This is a genomic window from Microbulbifer sp. GL-2, from assembly GCF_007183175.1.
Taxonomy (GTDB): Bacteria; Pseudomonadota; Gammaproteobacteria; order Pseudomonadales; family Cellvibrionaceae; genus Microbulbifer.
This window is the reverse complement of sequence record NZ_AP019807.1, coordinates 2,598,513-2,620,274: the sequence shown is the minus strand read 5'-3', so window position 1 is coordinate 2,620,274 and position 21,762 is coordinate 2,598,513. Positions and strand designations below refer to the sequence as shown.

The 21,762-nt window shown below is 51.0% G+C and carries 15 protein-coding genes and 1 pseudogene; 4 read left to right on the top strand and 12 right to left on the bottom strand.

Annotated elements, in window-relative coordinates; translation table 11 throughout:
- Nucleotides 1-80: 80 nt before the first annotated feature.
- Nucleotides 81-228, top strand: a pseudogene (locus tag GL2_RS21925) (IS3 family transposase); the annotation flags it as partial.
- A gap of 25 nt (nucleotides 229-253) precedes the next feature.
- Complete coding sequence (locus GL2_RS11340) at nucleotides 254-832, top strand: IS630 family transposase (RefSeq protein ID WP_143730757.1); 579 nt, start codon at nucleotides 254-256, stop codon at nucleotides 830-832.
- Between the two features lie 493 nt (nucleotides 833-1,325).
- Here the strand turns inward: GL2_RS11340 and GL2_RS11335 are convergent, their stop codons facing one another.
- The 3 genes from GL2_RS11335 to GL2_RS21920 are packed head-to-tail and all read right to left on the bottom strand — an operon-like array spanning nucleotide 1,326 to nucleotide 4,163.
- Nucleotides 1,326-1,583 (bottom strand): MbcA/ParS/Xre antitoxin family protein, encoded by a 258-nt coding sequence (locus tag GL2_RS11335; protein WP_143730756.1) that lies wholly within the window; start codon nucleotides 1,581-1,583, stop codon nucleotides 1,326-1,328.
- 1 nt (nucleotide 1,584) lies between these two features.
- Nucleotides 1,585-3,864 carry an RHS repeat-associated core domain-containing protein gene (locus tag GL2_RS11330; protein WP_197736443.1) on the bottom strand — a complete coding sequence of 760 codons (2,280 nt, stop codon included), beginning with the start codon at nucleotides 3,862-3,864 and terminating at the stop codon, nucleotides 1,585-1,587.
- Nucleotides 3,840-4,163 carry a hypothetical protein gene (locus tag GL2_RS21920; protein WP_232053840.1) on the bottom strand — a complete coding sequence of 108 codons (324 nt, stop codon included), beginning with the start codon at nucleotides 4,161-4,163 and terminating at the stop codon, nucleotides 3,840-3,842. The genes GL2_RS11330 and GL2_RS21920 overlap by 25 nt, the downstream gene beginning before the upstream one ends.
- Nucleotides 4,164-4,184: 21 nt before the next feature.
- On the opposite strand from GL2_RS21920, the gene GL2_RS21915 reads away from it, so the two are divergent.
- Entirely contained in the window at nucleotides 4,185-4,502 is a 318-nt protein-coding gene (locus tag GL2_RS21915; RefSeq protein ID WP_232053602.1) for a hypothetical protein, read from the top strand.
- Nucleotides 4,503-4,660: 158 nt separating this feature from the next.
- Here GL2_RS21915 and GL2_RS11325 read toward each other — a convergent pair whose 3' ends face one another.
- From GL2_RS11325 to edd, 8 genes are all read right to left on the bottom strand, one after another.
- Nucleotides 4,661-5,134 (bottom strand): hypothetical protein, encoded by a 474-nt coding sequence (locus tag GL2_RS11325; RefSeq protein ID WP_143730755.1) that lies wholly within the window; start codon nucleotides 5,132-5,134, stop codon nucleotides 4,661-4,663.
- A gap of 5 nt (nucleotides 5,135-5,139) precedes the next feature.
- Entirely contained in the window at nucleotides 5,140-10,248 is a 5,109-nt protein-coding gene (locus GL2_RS11320; RefSeq protein ID WP_232053601.1) for an RHS repeat-associated core domain-containing protein, read from the bottom strand.
- Nucleotides 10,249-11,093: 845 nt separating this feature from the next.
- On the bottom strand, nucleotides 11,094-12,530 hold the full coding sequence (gene pyk / locus GL2_RS11315; protein WP_143730754.1) for a pyruvate kinase: 1,437 nt from the start codon (nucleotides 12,528-12,530) through the stop codon (nucleotides 11,094-11,096).
- Nucleotides 12,531-12,685: 155 nt separating this feature from the next.
- Nucleotides 12,686-13,720, bottom strand: a complete 1,035-nt coding sequence (gap, locus tag GL2_RS11310) for a type I glyceraldehyde-3-phosphate dehydrogenase (RefSeq protein ID WP_143730753.1) — start codon at nucleotides 13,718-13,720, stop codon at nucleotides 12,686-12,688.
- 183 nt (nucleotides 13,721-13,903) lie between these two features.
- Nucleotides 13,904-14,533 carry a bifunctional 4-hydroxy-2-oxoglutarate aldolase/2-dehydro-3-deoxy-phosphogluconate aldolase gene (locus GL2_RS11305; protein WP_143730752.1) on the bottom strand — a complete coding sequence of 210 codons (630 nt, stop codon included), beginning with the start codon at nucleotides 14,531-14,533 and terminating at the stop codon, nucleotides 13,904-13,906.
- A gap of 20 nt (nucleotides 14,534-14,553) precedes the next feature.
- Entirely contained in the window at nucleotides 14,554-15,264 is a 711-nt protein-coding gene (gene pgl / locus GL2_RS11300; RefSeq protein ID WP_143730751.1) for a 6-phosphogluconolactonase, read from the bottom strand.
- A gap of 62 nt (nucleotides 15,265-15,326) precedes the next feature.
- Nucleotides 15,327-16,823, bottom strand: a complete 1,497-nt coding sequence (gene zwf / locus GL2_RS11295; protein ID WP_232053600.1) for a glucose-6-phosphate dehydrogenase — start codon at nucleotides 16,821-16,823, stop codon at nucleotides 15,327-15,329.
- Between the two features lie 15 nt (nucleotides 16,824-16,838).
- Nucleotides 16,839-18,656 carry a phosphogluconate dehydratase gene (gene edd / locus GL2_RS11290; protein WP_143730750.1) on the bottom strand — a complete coding sequence of 606 codons (1,818 nt, stop codon included), beginning with the start codon at nucleotides 18,654-18,656 and terminating at the stop codon, nucleotides 16,839-16,841.
- 831 nt (nucleotides 18,657-19,487) lie between these two features.
- Between edd and GL2_RS11285 the strand changes: the two genes are divergently transcribed.
- Nucleotides 19,488-20,573 carry a LacI family DNA-binding transcriptional regulator gene (locus GL2_RS11285; protein ID WP_143730749.1) on the top strand — a complete coding sequence of 362 codons (1,086 nt, stop codon included), beginning with the start codon at nucleotides 19,488-19,490 and terminating at the stop codon, nucleotides 20,571-20,573.
- 28 nt (nucleotides 20,574-20,601) lie between these two features.
- Here the strand turns inward: GL2_RS11285 and nagA are convergent, their stop codons facing one another.
- Nucleotides 20,602-21,729 carry an N-acetylglucosamine-6-phosphate deacetylase gene (gene nagA, locus GL2_RS11280; protein WP_143730748.1) on the bottom strand — a complete coding sequence of 376 codons (1,128 nt, stop codon included), beginning with the start codon at nucleotides 21,727-21,729 and terminating at the stop codon, nucleotides 20,602-20,604.
- Between the last annotated feature and the right edge of the window lie 33 nt (nucleotides 21,730-21,762).

Genomic DNA, 21,762 nt, shown 5'->3' with positions numbered 1-21,762 from the left:
TTACTTGGTCTTGTCATAGGGCACCTCTGCTGCGTAGTTTATCGCTAAAGAGAGTGTCCGTTTTTGGTGGGTAGGATCACTTCCACTCACTTAAAGTAGAAGCAATCCATGGTAACCGCTTTCCCACAAGATGCCTCATGCGAGAAGCCGTATTATGAGTATATAGAGATAGACTACAATCGAAATCGCCTGGCTATCTCAGCCCTGAGGTGTTTGAGGGACAACTAGTCGCTTAGTGGTGTGTCCGTTTTTGATGGGTAGGATCAACTATCCAGGCATTAAACAGCGTGCGAAACAGGAAGGCGCGGAGATCTACTGGGGCGACGAAACAGGCATACACAGCGATTGCCAGCATGAGCGCGGCTATGCACCAAAAGGAAAAACGCCCATTGTGAAGCTGAATGCAAAGCGTTGTTCACTCAATATGATCTCCGCGATTACAAATCAAGGAACAGTACGCTTTCAAATTTACGAAGGAAGTATGAATGCTGACAGACTTATCGACTTTCTCAAGCAATTGATCAAAACGGCAGGCCGCAAAGTTTTCCTCATTCTAGACAACCTTAGGGTATATCACGCTCGAGTCGTTAAAGCTTGGCTGAAAGAGCACGATGATGAAATAGAAATCTTTTATTTGCCATCATATTCACCTGAGCTGAATCCAGATGAGTATTTGAATTGCGATCTTAAAGGAGGTGTTTACAGTGGCATACCAGCGCGACCCAAGAAGAAGCTAAAAAGCAAAGTGCTTTCTTACATAAGAATGTTAAAAAAGAAACCCACGCGTGCAGCATCCTACTTCCGGTATGAATCGATTAAATCTGCAGCATAATGGAACTATTTTTCCGCCAGGTTAATAACACTTCAATCAAAATATTTATACCCGTTACAAAACGGGCCTGCTTCTTTGTCAAAATAAAATGAACAGGTTACATCATCTGTCACTCGCAGAGCTTGGATATTTTATTCTTAGCCGCATAAGCTGTGTCTCTTATCACGTTACTCCCCTTGCCATTTTTTTCGGGGTCTTATACCGCCAAACTAAAGTTCACCAACTCTTACTTAGATTTCCCTTAAGGAAAGAGTTTGAAATTCCTTAACTAAAACTTTAGATATTGAGACTGGGGGGCAGTTAATCTTGGATATCGATTCTCCCACCCTTGAATGATACGACCCCAGAAGAACCCAACACATTCACCACCCTCAAACAAACAATATATATCGAATTTCACACAAAAATATATTTTTGACAGACGCACTTATTTTTTGGGGCAACCACAACCGCCTCTCGAAAACCTAAAAAATTTTCACCGAAAAATTAAGCATCAATGCATCCTCATTAGAATTTCTTTTAATTGACTCCTTCCCCTCTCTGACTTTAGACACTCACTTGGTGTCTTGCCATCCAACGCATCAACTTTAGATGTTAACCAATTTTTATAGGTAGCCCGAAAATGATACTTTATCACCGCAGCAATTTCCTTATCCCCAACGTAATCTATTAACTCTCTATTTTCTTTTGTGTCATCAAATTCATCTAAAAATAAACCTGCATAATTAGCCCAAGCTTGATTGTCACTCATTTTAATAACCTGTAAATGAAATTAAATTAGAACCTTTAGAATCTCGTGCTGAAGGAGCTAAAATTCCATCAAATCCATGTTCCTTGGCAAAACGTCCAAGTGCATGAGTAGTTTCATAACTATCTCCTGTAATATCTTCTAGCGATACGTCTAATTGTTCTCGAATATTAGGGTCTGTAATATCCAAAATATTGTTCATCTGCACATCTTTTGAGACTAAAACTCTCCCTTCAAGCGCTCCATAATGGGCAATCTCAGCCTCAGCTGTTTTAGCACTTGTTCCTGCATAAACACCACTAATACCAGATTCTGTATATCTATGATTGGCTGCTTGATTATACTTATGAGCATCCCATGTTGTTTCTACTCGATCAGGCTGTTCGTATCGATAAACTGTACCTTCAAATTTTCGTCCATTTGGGATGGACAAAGTCGATATTTCTTTACAGCTTAGTCCGAAGGGATCTATCCACCTTATTGGATTCGGTACATATCTATAATTATTAATCCCTCCCAACAACCTAATCGGATCCTGCTGAGTAAACTCCCCAACCTCTGGATCATAGTACCTAAACCGGTTGTAGTGCAGACCGGTCTCTTCATCGAAGTACTGTCCCTGGAAGCGGATTGGCTGCTCTAGCTGAATTTCATGGGCTAAGGCAATATTGCCATAGCTCTTGTAAGCAACGCTCCAGACCACTTCACCTTCCTGATTGGTCAGGGTATCAGGCGTTCCCAGGTGATCCAGATGGTAGTGATAAACCTGCTCGTCTTCTTTTAACGCAACCGGTTTAAAGGTGCCCGGTTCGAAGTAATAGGTGCGGGTACTGAGATCCTGTTTGGTTTGGTTATCCGTTTTGTTTTCCTGTAGGAGGACATCGCTATCCCAGAGGAAGCCGGTTTGTTCGCTGTTTGTGGCTTTGCCAATACGGCGCCCCAGAGGGTCGTATTGGTAGTGGATCACCTGTTGGAACTGTTCTGTGCCCTTTTCTACCTTGAGCTTTTCTACACGGACCAGCTGTTGGCGGCTGTTGTAGTGGTAGCGGGTTTGCAGTTTTTGCCCTTTACCGCGCAGTTCAGCGATGCGGTTGCCGTGGATATCGTAGCGGTAGTGGGTATCACCGCGGAAGGCTAAACGGTTACCTTTGACCTGGGTGGCGCTGGCCTGTTGTTTAGCTTCGTCTTTCGAGTTGGCGGCCGCGAGAATATTGTGCGCGGGGTCGTGCACAAAGTATTCGGGATTGGGGCCGTCTACCTGGGCCAGGCGATCGAGGGCGTCGTAATGATAGCTGCGGGTTCCACGCAGGCTGTCTTCGATCTTGGCGATCTGGCCGGCTTTGTTGTACTGGTAACTGCGTTCCAGAATTGAGCTTGCGTCCTGGGTGGGATCGGACACCGGGCTCTGGTTTGCACTGCTGGTTTTGCCCAGGCGCAGCTTGTGCAGGCGGCCTTGTGGATCGTAGTCTCTTTGGCTTTCCAGTCCGTTGCCGTGTTGGCGCTGGCTTTCCCTGCCCTGTTCGTCGTGACTGATATTGGTAATCAGCTGATCGGTATCGCTGCCTAAGGGGCGGCGGTGCAGGCTTTGGAATTGGCCAGCAGGGTTAAAGGCGAAGTTAAGTACCTCGCCATCGGGTAGTGTGGTGGCGATACGGTTGCCGGCGGCATCATATTGGTGGCTGAGTTTATCTTTGCCCTGCCAGTCGGTGGAAACGCGGCCATTGGCATCGTATTCCCAGCGCAGTTTGCGGTGGGCATTTTCTGCTTCGATAAGTTGTCCGCTGCGGTTGTAGCGGAAGTTGGTGATTCCGTCCGGGGTGGTTTCTTCCAATAAGCGACCGAAGGGGTCGCGCTCGAAGATGGTGTCTACACCTTTACCGGATTCCGTATCAGTTACGGCCCTGGAACTGACCAGATGGCCGGCGCGGTTATAGGCGTAACGGGTAACGCGACCGTCGAAGCCAACTTCTTCTATCAGGCGTTCATTGAGGTCGTATTTAAGCTGGTAGCGCTCGCCGTTTTCGTTGGTAAGGCCAATTAAGTTACGCTCGCCGTCATAGTGATATTCCAGGCGGCTGCCGTCCGGGTTGGTGCGGGTCTTAACCTGGCTGAGACCGTCGTAGGCGTAGCAGGTACTGCGACCTTCAGAGTCAATGACTTCGGCAAGCAACCCTTGGGGGTAGTAACTGTATTGAGTGCGGGCACCATCTGGGGTGGTCACCGCATGGATCTGATCCTGGGCATCATATTCATAGCGGGTTATCTGGCCTGGAGCGTGTTGCACTTCAGCCAGGCGACGAGCACCGTCGTAGCGGTAGTGCTGGGCGCGGCGAGTTTACCCTCAGGATTCCACAAGTAGCGAGTGGTATTTCCCAGTGGGTCGGTAACACTGCCGATCAGACCAACGGGGTTATAGCCATACTGGGTACTGTTGCCGAGAGGATCTTTGGTGGCAGCGATCTGACCTTTTTTGTTGTACTCGCGTTGCCACTTATTGCCCGCAGGGTCCGTAACTTTTGCGGGCAGGCCTTCGCTATTGTATTCAATGCGGTGCTTATTGCCGGCGGAATCGGTTTTTTGTATCAGGCGGCCTTGATCGTCGTATTGATAAATCTCTTCGCGCAGGCTGCCATCGTCGCTTGGCAGCTGTACCTTAGTGATCTGGCCCAGGTCGTTGTAACTGTAAAGGGTCTCGGCACCTTCCGGGTCGCGGTGATAAATGGGCAGGGCGCGCTCATTGAAGCGGTAACGCTCTTTACCGCCGCGGGTATCAGTTACGGTGACACCCTTGCCATCATCATCCCAATCAAACTGGTAGTTGTAAGTGGCCTGCCCATCGATAGGATCGCCCCACTGGCGTACACAGCGGGCCGAGGGACCTTCGGCATCCCATTCGAAGTGGAAGCGGTAGCCGGTTTTTAGGGGTGGGAGTATTAGATGTCCACAAAAGTAGTCTATCTCAACCGAAACTTTAAAGTAGTTTTAAGGGCTTAATGGAACCAGCAGCAAGGCTTATAGGACCACTCTACAATTTGCCCTGGGTTTCCAAACTACACATTTAGATGTTTGAGCCCAACATGCTACTCCATTTCAAGCTCTTCGAGAATTTTTTTTAAAATCTCATTTCCTTTGCGGCAAGCAAAACTAGCATGCGTGTTTAATTTATCCTTATATTCATTCAAGGCACCTGCACTCTTAAACTTTAACAAGTAATTTTTTACAAGAGTAGACTCCAAAGAATCCATTTCTAAAAACAAATTGGACCCCGGTAATTTATGTGAACTTTTCTGAGCCACATATGATGAAAAATTTGCAAGAAAGTTAGATAGATCTGCTTCCGTGAGAGACAGGTCCTTTATAAAATTTATAAAAGAATCGTCAAACTTTTTGCCATTATCTGAAGATGCTTTTAAAAATGTATGCGCATGACCACTTATGTTTGCTCCATGTACATGCCCTTCGTAATCAGGACTTGGAACAAAGTAGACACCCTCTCCTCTAAAAAAGTTATCTGTTTCTTTATTATTTAGAGCCAATTCAAATAAATTAACCATAGAACTCACCGAATACGCTTGGATTTTGAAAAATTATTCATTAGTTCATCTGCGCTATTATCATGTGCAATTTTCTCAGAACCCACTAAAGCAGCCTCGCTAGTTCCACCTTTAGTTTTCCCTCCTGGGACCCATTCTCCCTCATATGCGCCAGCTTCACGACCATCAGGAATATCATAAGTAAACCTTGTATCTCCTGGTTCTATCACCACATAAACTATTTTCTCGTCACTCAAATCTACATTACCTAAACTCAGCTCATCCCTTAAAACCGTCCAATCACGGCCAGATGACTCATATTTTTCTATAACAGCATCCATTTCAGATCGTAAACCAACAAATTTACGTGGAGGGAGAGTTGGATATTCAGGGTTTTCCATCCAACCTTGAATAGCAATAAACCCAGCCCCTTCATTCTGAAATTTATCTAAATGAGCATTAATATAGGACTGCGGCAAGTAAGTTGACGGATCCGGTCGTTTAAGCTTTTCAGTGCGACCGCCCATCGCAGCCACTTCTTTCATTTTTTGATATGACTTAGCCGCTTCAGAGCTATTCGCAAAATGCCCTTTAGTGTCTCTCTGAAATTCATTCCAAGAATTCACTGGTGGACAATCTTTACTAGTTAGCCCGTAGGGATCTATCCAAGTAACTGGATTGGGTACATACCGATAATTATTAACTCCCCCCAGCAGCCCCACCGGGTCCTGCTGAGTAAACTCCCCAACCTGCGGATCATAGTACCTAAACCGGTTGTAGTGCAGGCCAGTCTCTTCATCAAAGTACTGCCCCTGGAAACGAATCGGCTGCTCTATCTGATTTTCATGGGCCAGAGCAATATTGCCATAACTCTTGTAGGCAACACTCCATACCACTTCACCATTTTGGTTAGTAAGGGTATCTGGGGTTCCCAGATGATCCAGGTGGTAGTGGTATACCTGCTCTTTCTCCTGCTTACTTTCTTTTAAAGCAACCGGTTTGAAAGTGCCCGGCTCGAAGTAGTAAGTACGAGTATTGAGATCCTGCTTAGTCTGGGTATCGACTTTATTTTCCTGCAGGAGTACGTCGCCATCCCAGAGAAAATCGGTTTGCTCGCTTTCACTCGCTTTACCAATACGGCGGCCCAAGGGGTCGTATTGGTAGTGAATAACCTGCTGGAATTGCTCTGTGCCGTTTTCTACCTTGAGCTTTTCTACACAGGCCAGCTGTTGGCGGTTGTTGTAGTGGTAGCGGGTTTGCAGTTTTTGCCCTTTACCGCGCAGTTCGGCGATGCGGTTGCCATGAATGTCGTAGCGGTAGTGGGTATCACCACGGAAGGCTAAACGGTTGCCTTTGACCTGGGTGGCGCTGGCCTGTTGCTTGGCTTCGTCTTTTGAATTGGCGGCGGCCAGAATATTGTGTGCGGGGTCGTGCACAAAGTATTCGGGGTTGGGGCCGTCTACCTGAGTAAGGCGGTCGAGGGCGTCGTAGTGGTAGCTGCGGGTTCCGCGCAGGCTGTCTTCGATCTTGGCGATCTGGCCGGCTTTGTTGTACTGGTAACTGCGCTCCAGAATTGAGCTTGCGTCCTGGGTGGGATCGGACACCGGGCTCTGGTTTGCACTGCTGGTTTTGCCCAGGCGCAGCTTGTACAGGCGGCCTTGTGGATCGTAGTCTCTCTGGCTTTCCAGTCCATTGCCGTGTTGGCGCTGGCTTTCCCTGCCCTGTTCGTCGTGACTGATACTGGTAATCAGCTGATCGGTATCGCTGCCTAAGGGGCGGCGGTACAGACTTTGGAATTGGCCAGCAGGGTTAAAGGCGAAGTTAAGTACCTCGCCATCGGGTAGTGTCGTGGCGATACGGTTGCCGGCGGCATCGTACTGGTAGCTGAGTTTATCTTTGCCCTGCCAATCCGCTGTCACACGGCCGTTGGCATCATATTCCCAGCGCAGTTTGCGATGGGAATTTTCCGCTTCTATCAGTTGCCCGCTGCGGTTGTAGCGGAAGTTGGTAATGCCGTCGGGGGTCACTTCTTCGAGTAGGCGACCGAAGGGGTCGCGCTCGAAGATGGTGTCTACACCTTTACCGGATTCCGTATCAGTTACGGCTCTGGAACTGACCAGATGGCCGGCGCGGTTATAGGCGTAGCGGGTAACACGACCGTCGAAGCCAACTTCTTCAATCAGGCGTTCATTGAGGTCGTATTTAAGCTGGTAGCGCTCGCCGTTTTCGTTGGTAAGGCCAATTAAGTTACGCTCGCCGTCATAGTGATATTCCAGGCGGCTGCCGTCCGGGTTGGTGCGGGTCTTAACCTGGCTGAGACCGTCGTAGGCGTAGCAGGTACTGCGACCTACAGAGTCAATGACTTCGGCAAGCAACCCTTGGGGGTTGTAACTGTATTGAGTGCGGGCACCATCTGGGGTGATTACCGCATGGATGCGATCCTGGGCATCGTATTCGTAGCGAGTGACCTGGCCAGGAGCGTGTTGTACTTCTTCCAGGCGGCGAGCGCTGTCGTAGCGGTAGTGCTGGGCGCGGCCCATGGGGTCTTTGACCGCGGCGAGTTTACCCTCGGGGTTCCACAAGTAGCGAGTGGTATTTCCCAGTGGGTCGGTAACACTGCCGATCAGACCAACGGGGTTATAGCCATACTGGGTACTGTTGCCGAGAGGATCTTTGCTGGCAGCGATCTGACCTTTTTTGTTGTACTCGCGTTGCCACTTATTGCCCGCAGGGTCCGTAACTTTTGCGGGCAGGCCTTCGCTATTGTATTCAATGCGGTGCTTATTGCCGGCGGCATCGGTTTTTTGTACCAAGCGGCCCTGATCATCGTATTGATAAATCTCTTCGCGCAAGCTGCCATCGTCGCTTAGCAGCTGTACCTTAGTGATCTGGCCCAGGTCGTTGTAACTGTAAAGGGTCTCAGCACCTTCAGGGTCGCGGTGATAAATGGGCAGGGCGCGGTCGTTAAAGCGATAGCGCTCTTTACCGCCGCGGGTATCAGTTACGGTGACACCCTTGCCATCATCATCCCAATCAAACTGGTAGTTGTAAGTGGCCTGCCCATCGATAGGATCGCCCCACTGGCGTACACAGCGGGCCGAGGGACCTTCGGCATCCCATTCGAAGTGGAAGCGGTAGCCGGTTTTTAGGGTACGCTGCTTAATAACATGCTGGCGGTACTGATACTGCTCGCTGTGGCCATCAGCATCGGTGGCTTTGATCAGGTCGCCCTCATCGCTGTACTCATAGTTGGCGAGTACTTTAATGTGGCCATCGCGGGTTTCTTTTTTCAGCTCACCAATATGCTGGCTGTTAGCCTGCCCTGGCGGCGGGCTGATATGCAGGGCTTCACCGATGCTGCTTTCGATACAGATCAGACGTTCGTCGACATAGTGGAACAGGTAATAATTGCCGTAGCCATCGCGGATTTCTGCAAGCCTGAGGGAGCCTTTATCTCCGGTGGCTTTAAAGTGTTTTTGTACACCTTTGGGGGCACCGTAAGGAGTCACTATCCAGTGATCGTCATTAATGCGGGTGAGGCTTAACTGCTCCACTACGTTGTGGCTGCGGCCGCTGTCTCCTGGGGCAGGCAGGCTGATCACCCGGCCTTCGGCATCGTGGAACTGCACTGCTTTACCCGGGCGCCATACCAGCTTTTCACCCAGGGTGTGGGTCCAGCCGTGGCCCAGGCCGAAGTCTTTGGAATTACTGCTGCGGTAGGTACGCGCCACGGTGAGTGGCAGTGGACCATCCAGTACGGCATCAACCAAAGTAAGGCGTTCTTCACCCGTTTTTAGGTTAATAGGTTCGCCACCTTCGCAAGCCTTGCCATTACATTGAGAGCTATCTCCGTTATGGTTTTTCCCGGTCTGGCTATTGGTTTTATCCGCTTCGCTGGATTGGCTGGTCTTACTGCTATCGCTAGCCTGAGAATTATTGCCGTTATTACCAGAGCTATTTCCGCTTTGGTTGCTGTTATTGGCACTAGAATTGCTGGAACTACCACTGGAATTCGAACTGCTCGAAGAGGGACCACTCGAATTGGATGGGGCGGCTGCATCGGAAGAACTCAGGTCAGAAAAGCTGGCTCCATTACCCTTGGCATTACCACCTCGCTTTTTGGAAAGCAGGTTACGTTGCTTTTTCAGCTTGGCGAAGTCGAGCATCAAATCGCCAATACCGCGGAAAGCCTTCAGCAAACGGGCATTTTTAACCAGGGATGCCACAGCACCGGCACCACCTGTTACTGCAGCCAAGACGATAGTAAGAATAATCTCGAATGCACCACCACCGGCCATCTCGGTGATTTCCAGGCTGTGCTGGGCTTTTACATAGTCCTGAGCGAAACGGAAAATCGTATCGCGCAGTGCCGGTTCGTCATAAATCACCTGGGCCACTTCGAGGGCCAGCTCCAGCTGCTGCTTGGTGATCTTGGATGGATCAAAGCCAAGCACATCAACGGCTTCCCGATGCACTGCAGAGAGGTACTCTTTGCCGGATTCCTCGAAACTCTTATCGTACAAAAGGTAGTTTGCTGTTGCCGTGCTGAGTTCCCTGGCCTGGCGCATGGGATTAACTAGCGCAGCTACCTCCATCACGTCCTTGCCCCAAACCGCCAGGCCCCAGGCGGCATTGCCTAAGCCGGTAGCACCGCGATCAACATAGGCGCCCACTTTTTCTAAGGTAGAGCGCTGCTCGTGACGCTGTTGGATTAGCGCCGCTTCAGCGCGTTCTTGGGCGATAATCCGCTGCAGTCCCATGCGGATCTTGGCAATCAGTTCTGACTGCTTGTCAGCAAGAGCCGTGGCTGCAAACGGAGCTTCTTCAATAATCAGGCGATTTTGGATCAGGGCCTGGTAAATTTCCTGCTCTCGACTGGAAAGATGGCCGGGCGCTTCACTCAGTGGCCCTAAGAAGACTGTGCCTGCCTGGCTTGATTGAATACTGACACTCAGCGCATTACAGGAGATACCATTCATGCCAAAGAAGTGTTCGTGAATCTTCTGGATTACGGCATCGTCGAACATCGACAACAGCTGGCTGGCATTGACCTTCAGGGGAATACCCATCTGGTACGCCCAACCAACTCTGACCATATAACGAACGCCTTGCCTGTTCTCGACACTTAGCTGCATGGATAATCCTTCAAACGCCGTAAGCCCGCTGTGCGCCAGCCTCTAGTTATCATTTCCTGACCCAATAAATCGCTTTGATTTATTTTTTGTCTTTGTATTGGGAATACCAACTCGAAGAGCCGGATTCATCTTTAACTTTTGGATTGCTCAATTTGCAATCAAAAATCCTATTTTCCGCACGGTTGAATACCCCTAGAAAACATATTGAATTAGGGTAATCGCAATTTGTGAAATCTTAAATAGTGAATACCATCGCCTGTTTGGCTTATGGAAATTCTACTTGCCAATAGTTCCAATTCACCGGCATTTGAATGGGGTGAGGCCAAAGCTACTGGCAGGAGATACCTGAAATTGCGACCTGTTGGAGCAGATTACCGCAAATTAGCTGGTTGGGATAGATAAGTGTCATTACACGAATAGCACAAATCAAAGAGCTAAGTTGGCATCGAAGACAAGGAAAGATAATCGAATTAAATTACCTAACTGTTTTCTTCAGGGGTTCAAAACTGTGGATAATTTATCCGGAAACACTCTATCGGAAAATAAAATTCAGGTTTAAAGCGCTAACACAAAATTACCTATGTTCGGGGTAAGTATCCTCAAGAGCACTGTCGTTCTCGAAAAAATATTAGGCATATTTATTCGCCTATAAAAGCAATGGATCGGTAAATAAGGAAGCAGTGTGGAACCAGCTTCTACTATTTCTGTACAAGAAACAGCCTGAATGTGAAAGGAAAAGCGAAAAATATATTTTGTATCCACAGCCGTGACATTGCATCAGCGGCTGCGTTGCCATCACCGACCCAGCCAGGTATCGGGTTAGTGATGGCTTCGAAAATTGCAGGTTATTCGATTTCTTTAATACGCATAGAGCTGGTGTGTCCGCCCACATTGAGGCGCTCACCCTGAGTAATCAGTACTCTCTGGCCTTTTTGCAGGTCGATACGTGAGCTGAGTACTTCGATAATAGATTCGGTCAGGTGCCCCAGGGGTACCGCAGCCGGATCGAAGCTGATGGGCTCAACACCACGCAACAGCACCAACTGACGTGCGATATTTGGGTGTCGCGTCATTGCATAAATAGGAAGACGGGTATTCGCGCGGGACATCATGCGCGGGGTGCGCCCCGACTCAGTCAAAGCCGCAACCGCACAGAGATTCTCCACACGTGAGGCCACATCGATTGCCGCCTGGGCGATCACCGTATCAATACGCTCTGATGCACCGTGCTCTTCTGGAGTGTAAGGCACACTGCCGAGATACTGCTCCGCACCGACAATCACCTCACTCATGGACTCCACAGCAGCTACCGGATAGTCGCCAGCGGCGGTCTCGGCTGAGAGCATGACCGCATCGGTACCATCCAATACGGCATTAGCCACGTCCATGACTTCCGCACGAGTCGGCGTCGGGCTGGTAATCATCGACTCCATCATCTGGGTCGCAGTAATCACACCGCGATTAAGCGCATTGGCGCGGTTGATCAGCTTCTTCTGCACGCCCACTAAAGCCGGATCACCGATCTCGACACCGAGGTCACCACGAGCGACCATAATGGCATCAGACGCGAGAATCAGGGCGTCCATTTCCGCATCATCAGCAACAGCCTCAGCCCGCTCTACCTTGGCCACAATCGCGGCTTGGCTTCCAGCCGCCTGCATGGCTTTGCGCGCAGTTTCCAGATCACCGGCACAGCGCGGAAAGCTCACGGCGAGGAAATCTACTGCAAGCTCAGCGGCCAGCTCGATATCCCGGTAATCCTTCTCGGTAAGTGCCGGCGCCGATAGGCCGCCACCGAGCAAGTTAATGCCTTTGTTGTTAGACAACTTGCCACCTTGCAGTACCCGACAGTAAAGCTTGCTCGGGGTGGTGCCGGTTACCTCAAGGCGGATCTTACCGTCATCCAAGAGAAGGATATTTCCGGATTCACAGTCGCTGATCAGACTGGGGTAATCTACGCCTACGCGCTGCTCATCACCGCCTTCTTGCGGGCAATCAAGGTCCAGCGTGAACTCGTCATTGTTCTCCAATTCAACACTGCCCTCTGCAAAGCGGGCTATTCGGATCTTGGGCCCCTGCAAATCGCCCAATACAGCGACAGTTTTACCTTGGGCAGTTGCGGCATCGCGTACCTCTTCCACTCGGCGGCGGTGATCATCAGCAGAGCCGTGAGAAAAATTCAAGCGCACAATATTTACCCCGGCACGAATCATTTCCTCGATTACGTGGGGCTTATCAGTGCCGGGTCCCAGGGTAGCAACAATTTTTGTATGGCGAATCATATGGTCCCGTCAGGTATTTAATGAGATGTAAAATTGTTCAAGCCGGCGAGCCTTACTCTCTAGTCGCTGTTGCCGACTTCTAATGTACAGGACGAACTCACAGGTTTTCCCGCACCTGTGTGCCAGCCCAGGGCCGGCTAATTGCAAAAGTTCGATCAGGCGGACTCGGCAACCGGCAGATCCAGATGCAACGCGGCCGCCATAGCCAGGCTGGTATCCAGCATACGGTGGGAGAAACCCCACTCGTTGTCATACCAGGCCATCACTTTCACCAGGTTGCCATTTACACGCGTGTGGTTGGCATCGAAATGGCTGGAAGCACTGGTGTGGTTGAAGTCCACTGATACCAGGGGCTGGTCACAGAAAGTAAGAACGCCATTGCTGGCCTCTGCGGCCTTCTGCATGATCCCATTCACTTCATCGACACTAGTGTCACGGCCAGCGATAAACTGGCAGTCCACCAATGATACATTGCTCACTGGTACACGCACCGCCATACCATCCAGGCGACCCTTTAGTTCAGGCAGGACCAACCCCACAGCGGCGGCGGCACCTGTCTTGGTAGGAATCATATTGTCGGCTGCGGCACGTGCCCGATAAATATCTGCGTGGACCGCGTCCTGGGTATTCTGGTCATTGGTATAGGCATGCACAGTAGTCATCACACCGCGCTCTATGCCCAGTTCGCGGTGCAATGCCTGGGCCACCGGCGCCAGGCAATTGGTGGTGCAGGATGCGTTGGAAACCACGCGGTGATCAGCAGTGAGGTTTGCATCATTAACACCGTACACTACTGTCAGGTCGGCATCTTTTGATGGTGCAGAAATCAGAACCGCAGCAGCACCCGCTTCAATATGTGCGGAAGCGGAAGCCTTATCCGTAAAGCGGCCAGTGCACTCCAGCACCAGATCCACACCCAGCTTTTTCCAGGGCAGTTTGGCTGGATCGCGCTCCTGGCAAACCTGTATGCGATCGCCACCTATTACCAGCGCGTCGCCATCCACTTTTACCTCAGTAGCAAAGCGCCCGTGGATGGTATCGAAACGGGTCAGGTGCGCATTGGATGCAACCGGGGCAAGATCATTAATCGCGACCAATTGGATCCGATCACTGTATCCGGACTCGTAGATGGCTCGGGTGACGTTGCGGCCAATACGGCCGTAACCATTGATGGCAATTTTAATTTTCATCTGGTTTTACCCTAATTATAAGCTTCTGATTTTCCGTTTTTCCGTGCTGCACCCATCAACGAATGCACCCTAGCGAACTTTTGTGACGATTAACCCTGCAACTCAACAGGCTGTCCATAACTTGTCGGACAACCGCGAAAAACTCCGCTCCAGGAATTAGTTCCCGCCCAGACCGACACTGGATCAAGACTTTAATGCAGCAGCCTGTTTTGACAGGCGGGTAATTTCCGCCCAGTTTTTCTCTCGCACCAAGGCGCTGGATGCCATCCAGGAGCCGCCCACACAAACCACATTGTTGAGAGCCAGGTAGTCCGCCGCGTTGCCAGGACTAACACCACCGGTCGGACAAAAACGGGCCTCCACCAGTGGACCAGCGAGGGACTTCAACATAGGCACACCGCCTGCAGCCTCGGCCGGGAAAAACTTCTGGTAGCGATAACCACGCTCATACAAACGCATAACCTCAGAAGCACTGGCGGCACCTGGCAACAGTGGCACATCGCTGCCTTCAGCAGCTGTAAGTAACTGGTCTGTAGCTCCGGGGCTGACCATAAAACTGGCTCCAGCATCAACTGAACGCCTCAGGTCGTCGCCATTCAATACAGTGCCAGTGCCCACATGAGCCTCAGGTAATTGCCTGGATATCTGCTCCACCGCATCCAGCGCGGCCTCCGTCCGAAGGGTAACCTCGAGTACACTCAAACCACCTTCAAGTAGTGCCGTAGCCAAAGGCAGCGCGTCTTCAGCCTGCTCTATAACCAGCACTGGAACAACGCCAGCAACCTGCAAAATGTCGGCGATATTTTTCTGCATCAATCAATTCCAATAATTCGTTAAGGCGCCCAATAAACAGTGACTGGTTTCAGTCCCTGCTTGAGAATACTGCGCACCGGCATTTCCAACTCATCACTACCTAGTAAAGCCTCGCGATAGACTTTCAGTTTTTCCTCACCAGTAATCAGTAGTTTGATATTTTTGGCCTGTAAAATCGCACTCAGAGTCAGTGACATACGTTCGGTATTTGTACCGGTTACTGCACTCTGCCTGGCAGTGATTGCACTACACAATTTTTCAGTTTCAGGGTTTAAAGCCTCTTCAAGGCCCTGTGCATGGGGAAACAGTGAGGCAGTATGGCCATCACTGCCCATTCCCAAAATACACACATCAAATGGGCGACTTAGCTCCGCATAGGCACGCTCACAATCAGCTTCACCCTTCGCTGCTGTTGCCTGTGGGTTTTTCATTCCCAGCAACGTGGCTTCCGCGGCATAATTCTGGATCAAACTGTTTTCAATAAATGCCTGGTTACTGCCACTGTGGGATTTGTCCACCCAGCGTTCATCCACCAATGCGGCAGTAATTTTTGACCAGGGCAAGGGCCGCCTGGAAAGCTCCCGGTATACCGGTTCAGGAGTGCTGCCACCGGAAACCAGGAAGGTGGCCTGTCCCTGCTCCTTAATACCTTTTTGCAGTTCGCCAGCACAGTCATGAACCAATGCCTGTACCAGTCGTTCGCGATCGGAATAAAATTTTTCTTCTGCCATGGATATTTCCATTTAATTCCTGGGACACTTGCCCACCTAAAGCAAGAGATATCCCGTAAACATTACTTGGCGTTAAACCAGTGGCGACCACTACCGGCCAGCAGATCACTAGCCTCCCTTGGCCCCCAGCTGCCAGCGGTATAAGGTTTTGGCTGGTTACTTGTCTCACGCCAGTGATCAATAATTGGATCGACCCAGGCCCAGGCCGCAGCCACTTCATCGCGATGAATAAACAAAGCTGAATTATTCGCTGCCGCATCCAGCATCAAACGCTTATAGGCATCACTGTGAAAACTATCGTAGGTATCCGAGAGGGTTAGATTCAATTCTGCCGGCTGTAACTCAGTAGTAAGGCTATCCATCTTCTTAGCCATTAATACCAACTTGATACTCTCTTCCGGCTGTAGGCGAATAACCAAACGGTTGGGAACAACATTACCGGCATTTTCGTCATAGACGTGGTGGGAGACATTTTTGTATTGCACCACAATTTCTGCACAGCGTTTTTCCATACGCTTGCCGGTACGCAGATAAAAAGGCACTCCGGCCCAGCGCCAGCTGTCGATATGCGCTTGAATAGCGACAAAAGTCTCTGTTGCGCTAATACCGCCTTCCAGTTCATCCAAATAGCCAGGTACCTGCTGGCCATCAATTTCACCGGCAACGTACTGTCCGCGCACTACATTTTTATCCACCCCTGAACCAGTTAGTGGACGCAGCGCTTCCAGTACTTTGATTTTTTCCGCACGAATATTTTTCGCAGACATGGTGTTGGGAGATTCCATCGCAATCAGGCACAGCAGCTGCAGCAGGTGGTTTTGCACCATATCGCGCAGTGCCCCGGTCTCATCATAAAAACCGGCGCGACCTTCAAGGCCGACGGTCTCAGAAATACTGATCTGGATATGATCAATACTTTTTGCATCCCACAGGTGCTCGAACAGCACATTACTGAAACGTAACGCCAGCAGGTTTTGTACAGTTTCCTTTCCCAGGTAGTGGTCGATACGGAAAATATTATTTTCCGGGAAATAACTGGCGATCTTGCTGTTAATTTCGTCGGAGGTCTGAGCGTTATAACCTAAGGGTTTTTCCACAACCACACGGGAATGATCAGAGATCAGGCCCTTGATAGAAAGGTTTTCACAGCAGGGGCCGAATACCGCAGGAGGAATTGCCAGATAGAAAATCCGCACACGCTCGGGATCAGTGCCAAGAATATCAGCCAGATGTTCCCATTGTGCATCGGGTACCGCTATATCCAGTGCAATCGGGCGCAGTAGCTGGCTGAAGCCGTCCCAGCTGGAATCGCTGTATTCACCATCACGCAAGTGTTGCTGTAAAGCCTGGTGGGCAGTCTGTAAGTATTGATCGGCATCTTCCTGGCGGCGACATACGGGAAGAATTCGGCTGCCATCGGCCAGGCTGCCCTCCCTGTATGCGCGGTACAGCGCTGGGATCAGCTTGCGTAACGCAAGATCACCACCACCGCCAAACAACACCATATCAAATGGGTTAAGCATAAATATCGCTCTGAGGTCGTTCTGTTGCAGTGCCATAAAACACTGCATTAATTAATAAAGAATACTGGCACCGCTCTCTGCACCACTGGCAATAGCGCGCATATTGGTGAAAAGCTCACGGCCCATGCCCCGTGCATTTCCTGACAGGTCGCACTGTGCGGCTTCACGTGCGGCAAATTCTGCTTCGTCCACATGTACCTGCAACACGCCCGCCTCTGAATCCAGCTCAATAACGTCGCCATCGCGCACCTTGGCGATGGGGCCACCTTCGACCGCTTCCGGTGACATGTGAATGGCCGCCGGCACCTTGCCGGAGGCTCCCGACATGCGACCATCGGTGACCAATGCCACCTTAAAACCGCGGTCTTGCAGCACCCCCAGCGTAGGCGTCAACTTATGCAGCTCCGGCATGCCGTTGGCCTGGGGGCCCTGATAACGTACAACGGCTACAAAGTCGCGTTCCAATTCACCAGCTTTAAACCGCTCCAGCAGCTCATCCTGGTTGTGCAGGACAATCGCGGGGGCTTTTACTTTGAGATGCTTTGACTTAATTGCAGACACCTTGATCACACTGCGGCCCAGATTGCCTTCGAGCAACTGCAGGCCACCGTGATGAGAGAAGGGGTCGCTCACCGGGCGGATAACCGAAGTATCAGCACTCTCCTTCGCGGTCGGGCGCCATACCACACCATCACCCGCATCATTGAAGAAGGGGTCGTTACAGTAGGATTTGAGTCCGGAATCGCCTAGCACTGTGTGCACATCATCGTGCAGCAGACCTGCGGAGAGCAGCTCGCGAATCAGGAACTGCATACCGCCAGCTGCGGCAAAGTGATTAATATCTGCGGTACCATTCGGGTACACATGGCACAGCAGGGGCACTACTTCGGAGAGATCTGCCATATCCTGCCAGGTTAATTGGATGCCTGCTGCACGGGCCATAGCCACCAGGTGCAGGGTATGGTTGGTGGAGCCACCGGTAGCCAATAAGCCGACAACACCATTTACAAAAGCTTTTTCGGTCAGGATTTTGGCGATCGATGTATGTTGGCTGGGCTCGGTAATTTTCGCCAACTGCGCTACCGCCGCTTCATTCAGGGCATCGCGCAGGCCTGTTCCCGGATTAACAAAAGAACTGCCTGGCAATTGCAGGCCCATGATTTCAACCAGCATCTGGTTACTGTTAGCGGTACCGTAGAAAGTGCAGGTACCAGCACTGTGATAGGAGGCGCTCTCCGCTTCCAGCAACTCTTCACGGCCAACCTTGCCCTCAGCATAGAGCTGGCGCACCCGCACCTTTTCCGCGTTGGAAAGGCCGGTGGGCATGGGGCCTGCGGGCACAAAAATAGATGGCAGGTGGCCAAACGCCAGGGCGCCGATCACCAAACCCGGGACGATCTTGTCGCAAATGCCGAGGAACATAGCGCCCTCAAACACATCATGGGACAGTGCCACGGCTGTGGACATGGCGATTACATCGCGCGAAAAGAGGCTCAACTCCATACCCGGCCGCCCCTGGGTGACACCGTCACACATCGCCGGTACTCCGCCTGCCACCTGGGCAGTAGCGCCGTGGCGCGCCGCTGCCTCTTTAAGGTGTGCAGGGTAAGTCCCGTAGGGCTGGTGGGCAGAGAGCATATCGTTGTAGGCGGTAACAATTCCCAGATTGGGCCCTCTCCCGGATGCAATCAGCTGCTTTTCCTTTTCAGGAGAGGCAGCAATCGCATGTGCCAGATTGCCACAAGACAAGTGCGCAGTAGCCCGGCCTTCAACATGAGCCTTTTCCACCTGCGCCAGGTACTGGGCGCGGGTCTCCTCACTGCGCTGGATAATGCGATCGGTAATTGCCTGAACCTTGCTGTGAACCATGACTCGTCCGTATTAATTCTGCTGTAACACCGTCACCAGCCCAGTCGCCAATGCCGTATTTCGGGGGTCTCTCAACCACCGGTGATCATTCATCCTTGAAAGGGGAATCCACCAGGGAGAACTCCGCTCCAACTACTGGGTTGTAGTGCGGCTGGCGACCTATCACCCAGTAACAGAACCAGGTGCTTGGAGAATCTGTTGCTCTCCAGAGGGTAAAACCAAAAATTCATTCCAGAAAAAAATAAATGCTGCGCCTGAAAGAGTATTTCTGGCGCCCTTGGAAGAACTTTCTTACTGAAAGCATGCAGCTTCCCGCCAGCAGTCATATCCAGGTTTGGCACCCCGCATGTTAATAAGGCAGCATGGTCTTCACCTCCTCCCCTGCAATGGGGTAGAAATTTCCCGCGCCCAAGGGGTCACCAAAATCCGGTTAAACGCAACCCAGCCTCAATTTGGAACATTATGTAGTAAAACTACAAAAACATTCAAGAACTTATGCTGAGTTTGGAGATTTCCTCCACTAGCCAGCAAAATTGCTGGATAGAGTGGCGTAAATTGCCACCTAAATACAAGTATGGGCACTTAATTTGAGATCTCTGCGGACAGACTGGCACTGACAGATCAGTCAAACTGTAAGAAAATTACATGAATTGCATGAGCTCCCAGGAATGAAGGTTTGTGTAAAAGCCAGTAAAAGAGGTGACCCGCTCAGGACCGGGGGTGGCACCGCCAACAGGCTGCAAGAATCCGCGCCCGCCAATACCGGCAAGATGCCAAACTGTTATCAGGTAACTTCAACACTAGGGATTCAAGCCGCAAGGATCGATATCAATGAAGGTCACTATTAATGACGTGGCAGAGCGCGCAGGCGTGTCGATCAAGACCGTCTCACGGGTCATGAATAATGAACCCTCGGTACGCCCGAGCACCAGGGAGCGTGTTCTGGAAGTGGTGCAAGCACTGAATTACCGCCCAAACCTGGCCGCGCGCAACCTGGCTGGGACACACTCTTATTCAATTGCCTTTATTTACGATAACCCCAACGCTTACTACGTTATTGATATGCAAAACGGCATCCTTGAAGCCTGCAGAGCGCAAGGCTACGAGCTGCTTATCCACCCGAGCAATGCCGAATCAAGGACTATTCACGATACACTGCACCGCTTGGTGGAGCAGAACAGGGTTGCGGGACTAGTGCTTACTCCACCCTTCTCTGAAAGTCCTGAAGTCATCGACACCCTTTGTGCCATGGACGTGGAATTTGTACGGATTATTTCATCCCACGGCAACGAATCGACTGAAAACAACAGTATTCTGATCGACGACACCGCAGCAGCTTTTACTATCACGCAACACCTGCTGGATTATGGGCACAAACGCATTGCTTACCTGAGTGGCGGTACCGAGCATTTCTCAACCCAGGGGCGCCTGGAAGGCTACAAAAAGGCTCAGCGAATGACAGGGCTTCCCTTTGATGAGCAACTAGTAATACCGGGGGAATATTCTTTTGATTCAGGTGTAGCCAATGCTACTGCCTTATTGCAGTCCAACAATCCCCCCACAGCTATTTTTGCCGGCAATGATGAAATTGCTGCAGGTGCATTGTTTGCCGCACGTATGCTCAATTTTGACGTACCCCGGCAACTATCTATCGCCGGTTTTGAAGATAGCCCCTTCTCACGCCAAACCTGGCCAAAACTCACAACCGCACATCAGCCCAACGACGAAATTGCGCGCTGTGCGACAGAGCTGGTACTGAAGCGTATTCAAAGTAAGTGCAATGGGGAAAGGAGTGGAAAAAGCAAAGAAGGCGCGAGTTCAGTAAATCGAGAACAAAAAATTACCCGTTATTTCACCCCCAAGCTCATCGTGCGGGAATCCAGTGGAGCAGCGCCGCAAAAAGCCATCAATAGCTGAGATTTATCCACACCGCCAGATGCAGAGTCTACCGGGTAAAAACCTGGCTACCACCAATCCAGGTTTTTTGCACTCGCCGGCTTTCATCCAATAAAATTAGATCAGCCCTGGCACCAGGAAAAATCCTGCCGACATGTAAACCAAGAAATTGCGCTGGGTACAGGCTTGCCATGCGCAGACCTTCATCAATTCTCAAATTACACCACTGGCAGATATTGCGTACTGCGCCAATCATATCCAGGTGTGACCCAGCCAGCTCCCCAGTACTAGAAGTCAATTTGTCGCCTTCGCGAGTCACCACCCGATCAAACAGGGGAAAGCTGTGCGCGTCACTCCCGACCAGGGACATTGCATCCGTGACCAGTATCAACTTGCCCTGGGGCTTGGTTTTTAAAGCGAGCGTTATGGCTTCGGAACAGACGTGGTGACCATCAGCAATCAATCCACACCAAGCGCTATCGCTGATTAAAGCTGTCCCCACCATTCCCGGCTCGCGCGAGCGCAAAGGTGACATGGCGTTATACAAATGGGTAAATCCCGTCGCACCAGCAGCCAGCGCCGCGCGTACGGTTTCCCCATCGGCATTGGAGTGCCCCAGGCACACGCAGACTCCCAGCGATACCAGGCGGTGGATATCCTCTACGGGCACAGTTTCGGGAGCCGGGGTGACGACTTTTACCCCCAGGTCATCGCGAGCATACAGGATCCACTCGGCATCGCTCAGGGGGCGAATCAATGACTGCTCATGAGTCCCTTTCTTGGGTACGCTCAAATGCGGCCCCTCAAAGTGAATACCGACTACCCCGGGAACCTCCTCCCGTAAAGCTTCACTAACCGCGTTTGCGGCATGACTCATTATATCGAAGCGGTCGGTGATCAAGGTGGGCAAGAAGGCAGTTGTACCAAATTGCGCATGCGCCATACCGATGGTGCGCAATCCATCGACACTGTGCTCCTGGTTAAACAATACACCGCCACCACCGTTAACCTGCACATCTATCAAACCGGGTGCCAGTAGTCCGGGGACATATTGCGCCCCGGCTGGAGTCTCTCCCCCGAGAGAAATAATGCGCCCGTGATCATCGACAACCAGCACCGCATCCTCATGCACCTGCTCGCCGTCAAACAATCGCTCTGCTACCAGGGCAAAACCCACGCTCCCCCTCCTCAATCACCTCCCCTTGGCGGG

Bases quoted from the DNA above. Each gene is read 5' to 3' on its own strand.
- GL2_RS11305 (WP_143730752.1), bottom strand. From the start codon at position 14,533: ATGCAGAAAAATATCGCCGACATTTTGCAGGTTGCTGGCGTTGTTCCA.
- pgl (WP_143730751.1), bottom strand. From the start codon at position 15,264: ATGGCAGAAGAAAAATTTTATTCCGATCGCGAACGACTGGTACAGGCA.
- GL2_RS11325 (WP_143730755.1), bottom strand. From the start codon at position 5,134: ATGGTTAATTTATTTGAATTGGCTCTAAATAATAAAGAAACAGATAAC.
- zwf (WP_232053600.1), bottom strand. From the start codon at position 16,823: ATGGCACTGCAACAGAACGACCTCAGAGCGATATTTATGCTTAACCCA.
- GL2_RS11320 (WP_232053601.1), bottom strand. From the start codon at position 10,248: ATGCAGCTAAGTGTCGAGAACAGGCAAGGCGTTCGTTATATGGTCAGA.
- gap (WP_143730753.1), bottom strand. From the start codon at position 13,720: ATGAAAATTAAAATTGCCATCAATGGTTACGGCCGTATTGGCCGCAAC.
- GL2_RS11340 (WP_143730757.1), top strand. From the start codon at position 254: ATGGGTAGGATCAACTATCCAGGCATTAAACAGCGTGCGAAACAGGAA.
- GL2_RS11285 (WP_143730749.1), top strand. From the start codon at position 19,488: ATGAAGGTCACTATTAATGACGTGGCAGAGCGCGCAGGCGTGTCGATC.
- pyk (WP_143730754.1), bottom strand. From the start codon at position 12,530: ATGATTCGCCATACAAAAATTGTTGCTACCCTGGGACCCGGCACTGAT.
- edd (WP_143730750.1), bottom strand. From the start codon at position 18,656: ATGGTTCACAGCAAGGTTCAGGCAATTACCGATCGCATTATCCAGCGC.
- GL2_RS11335 (WP_143730756.1), bottom strand. From the start codon at position 1,583: ATGAGTGACAATCAAGCTTGGGCTAATTATGCAGGTTTATTTTTAGAT.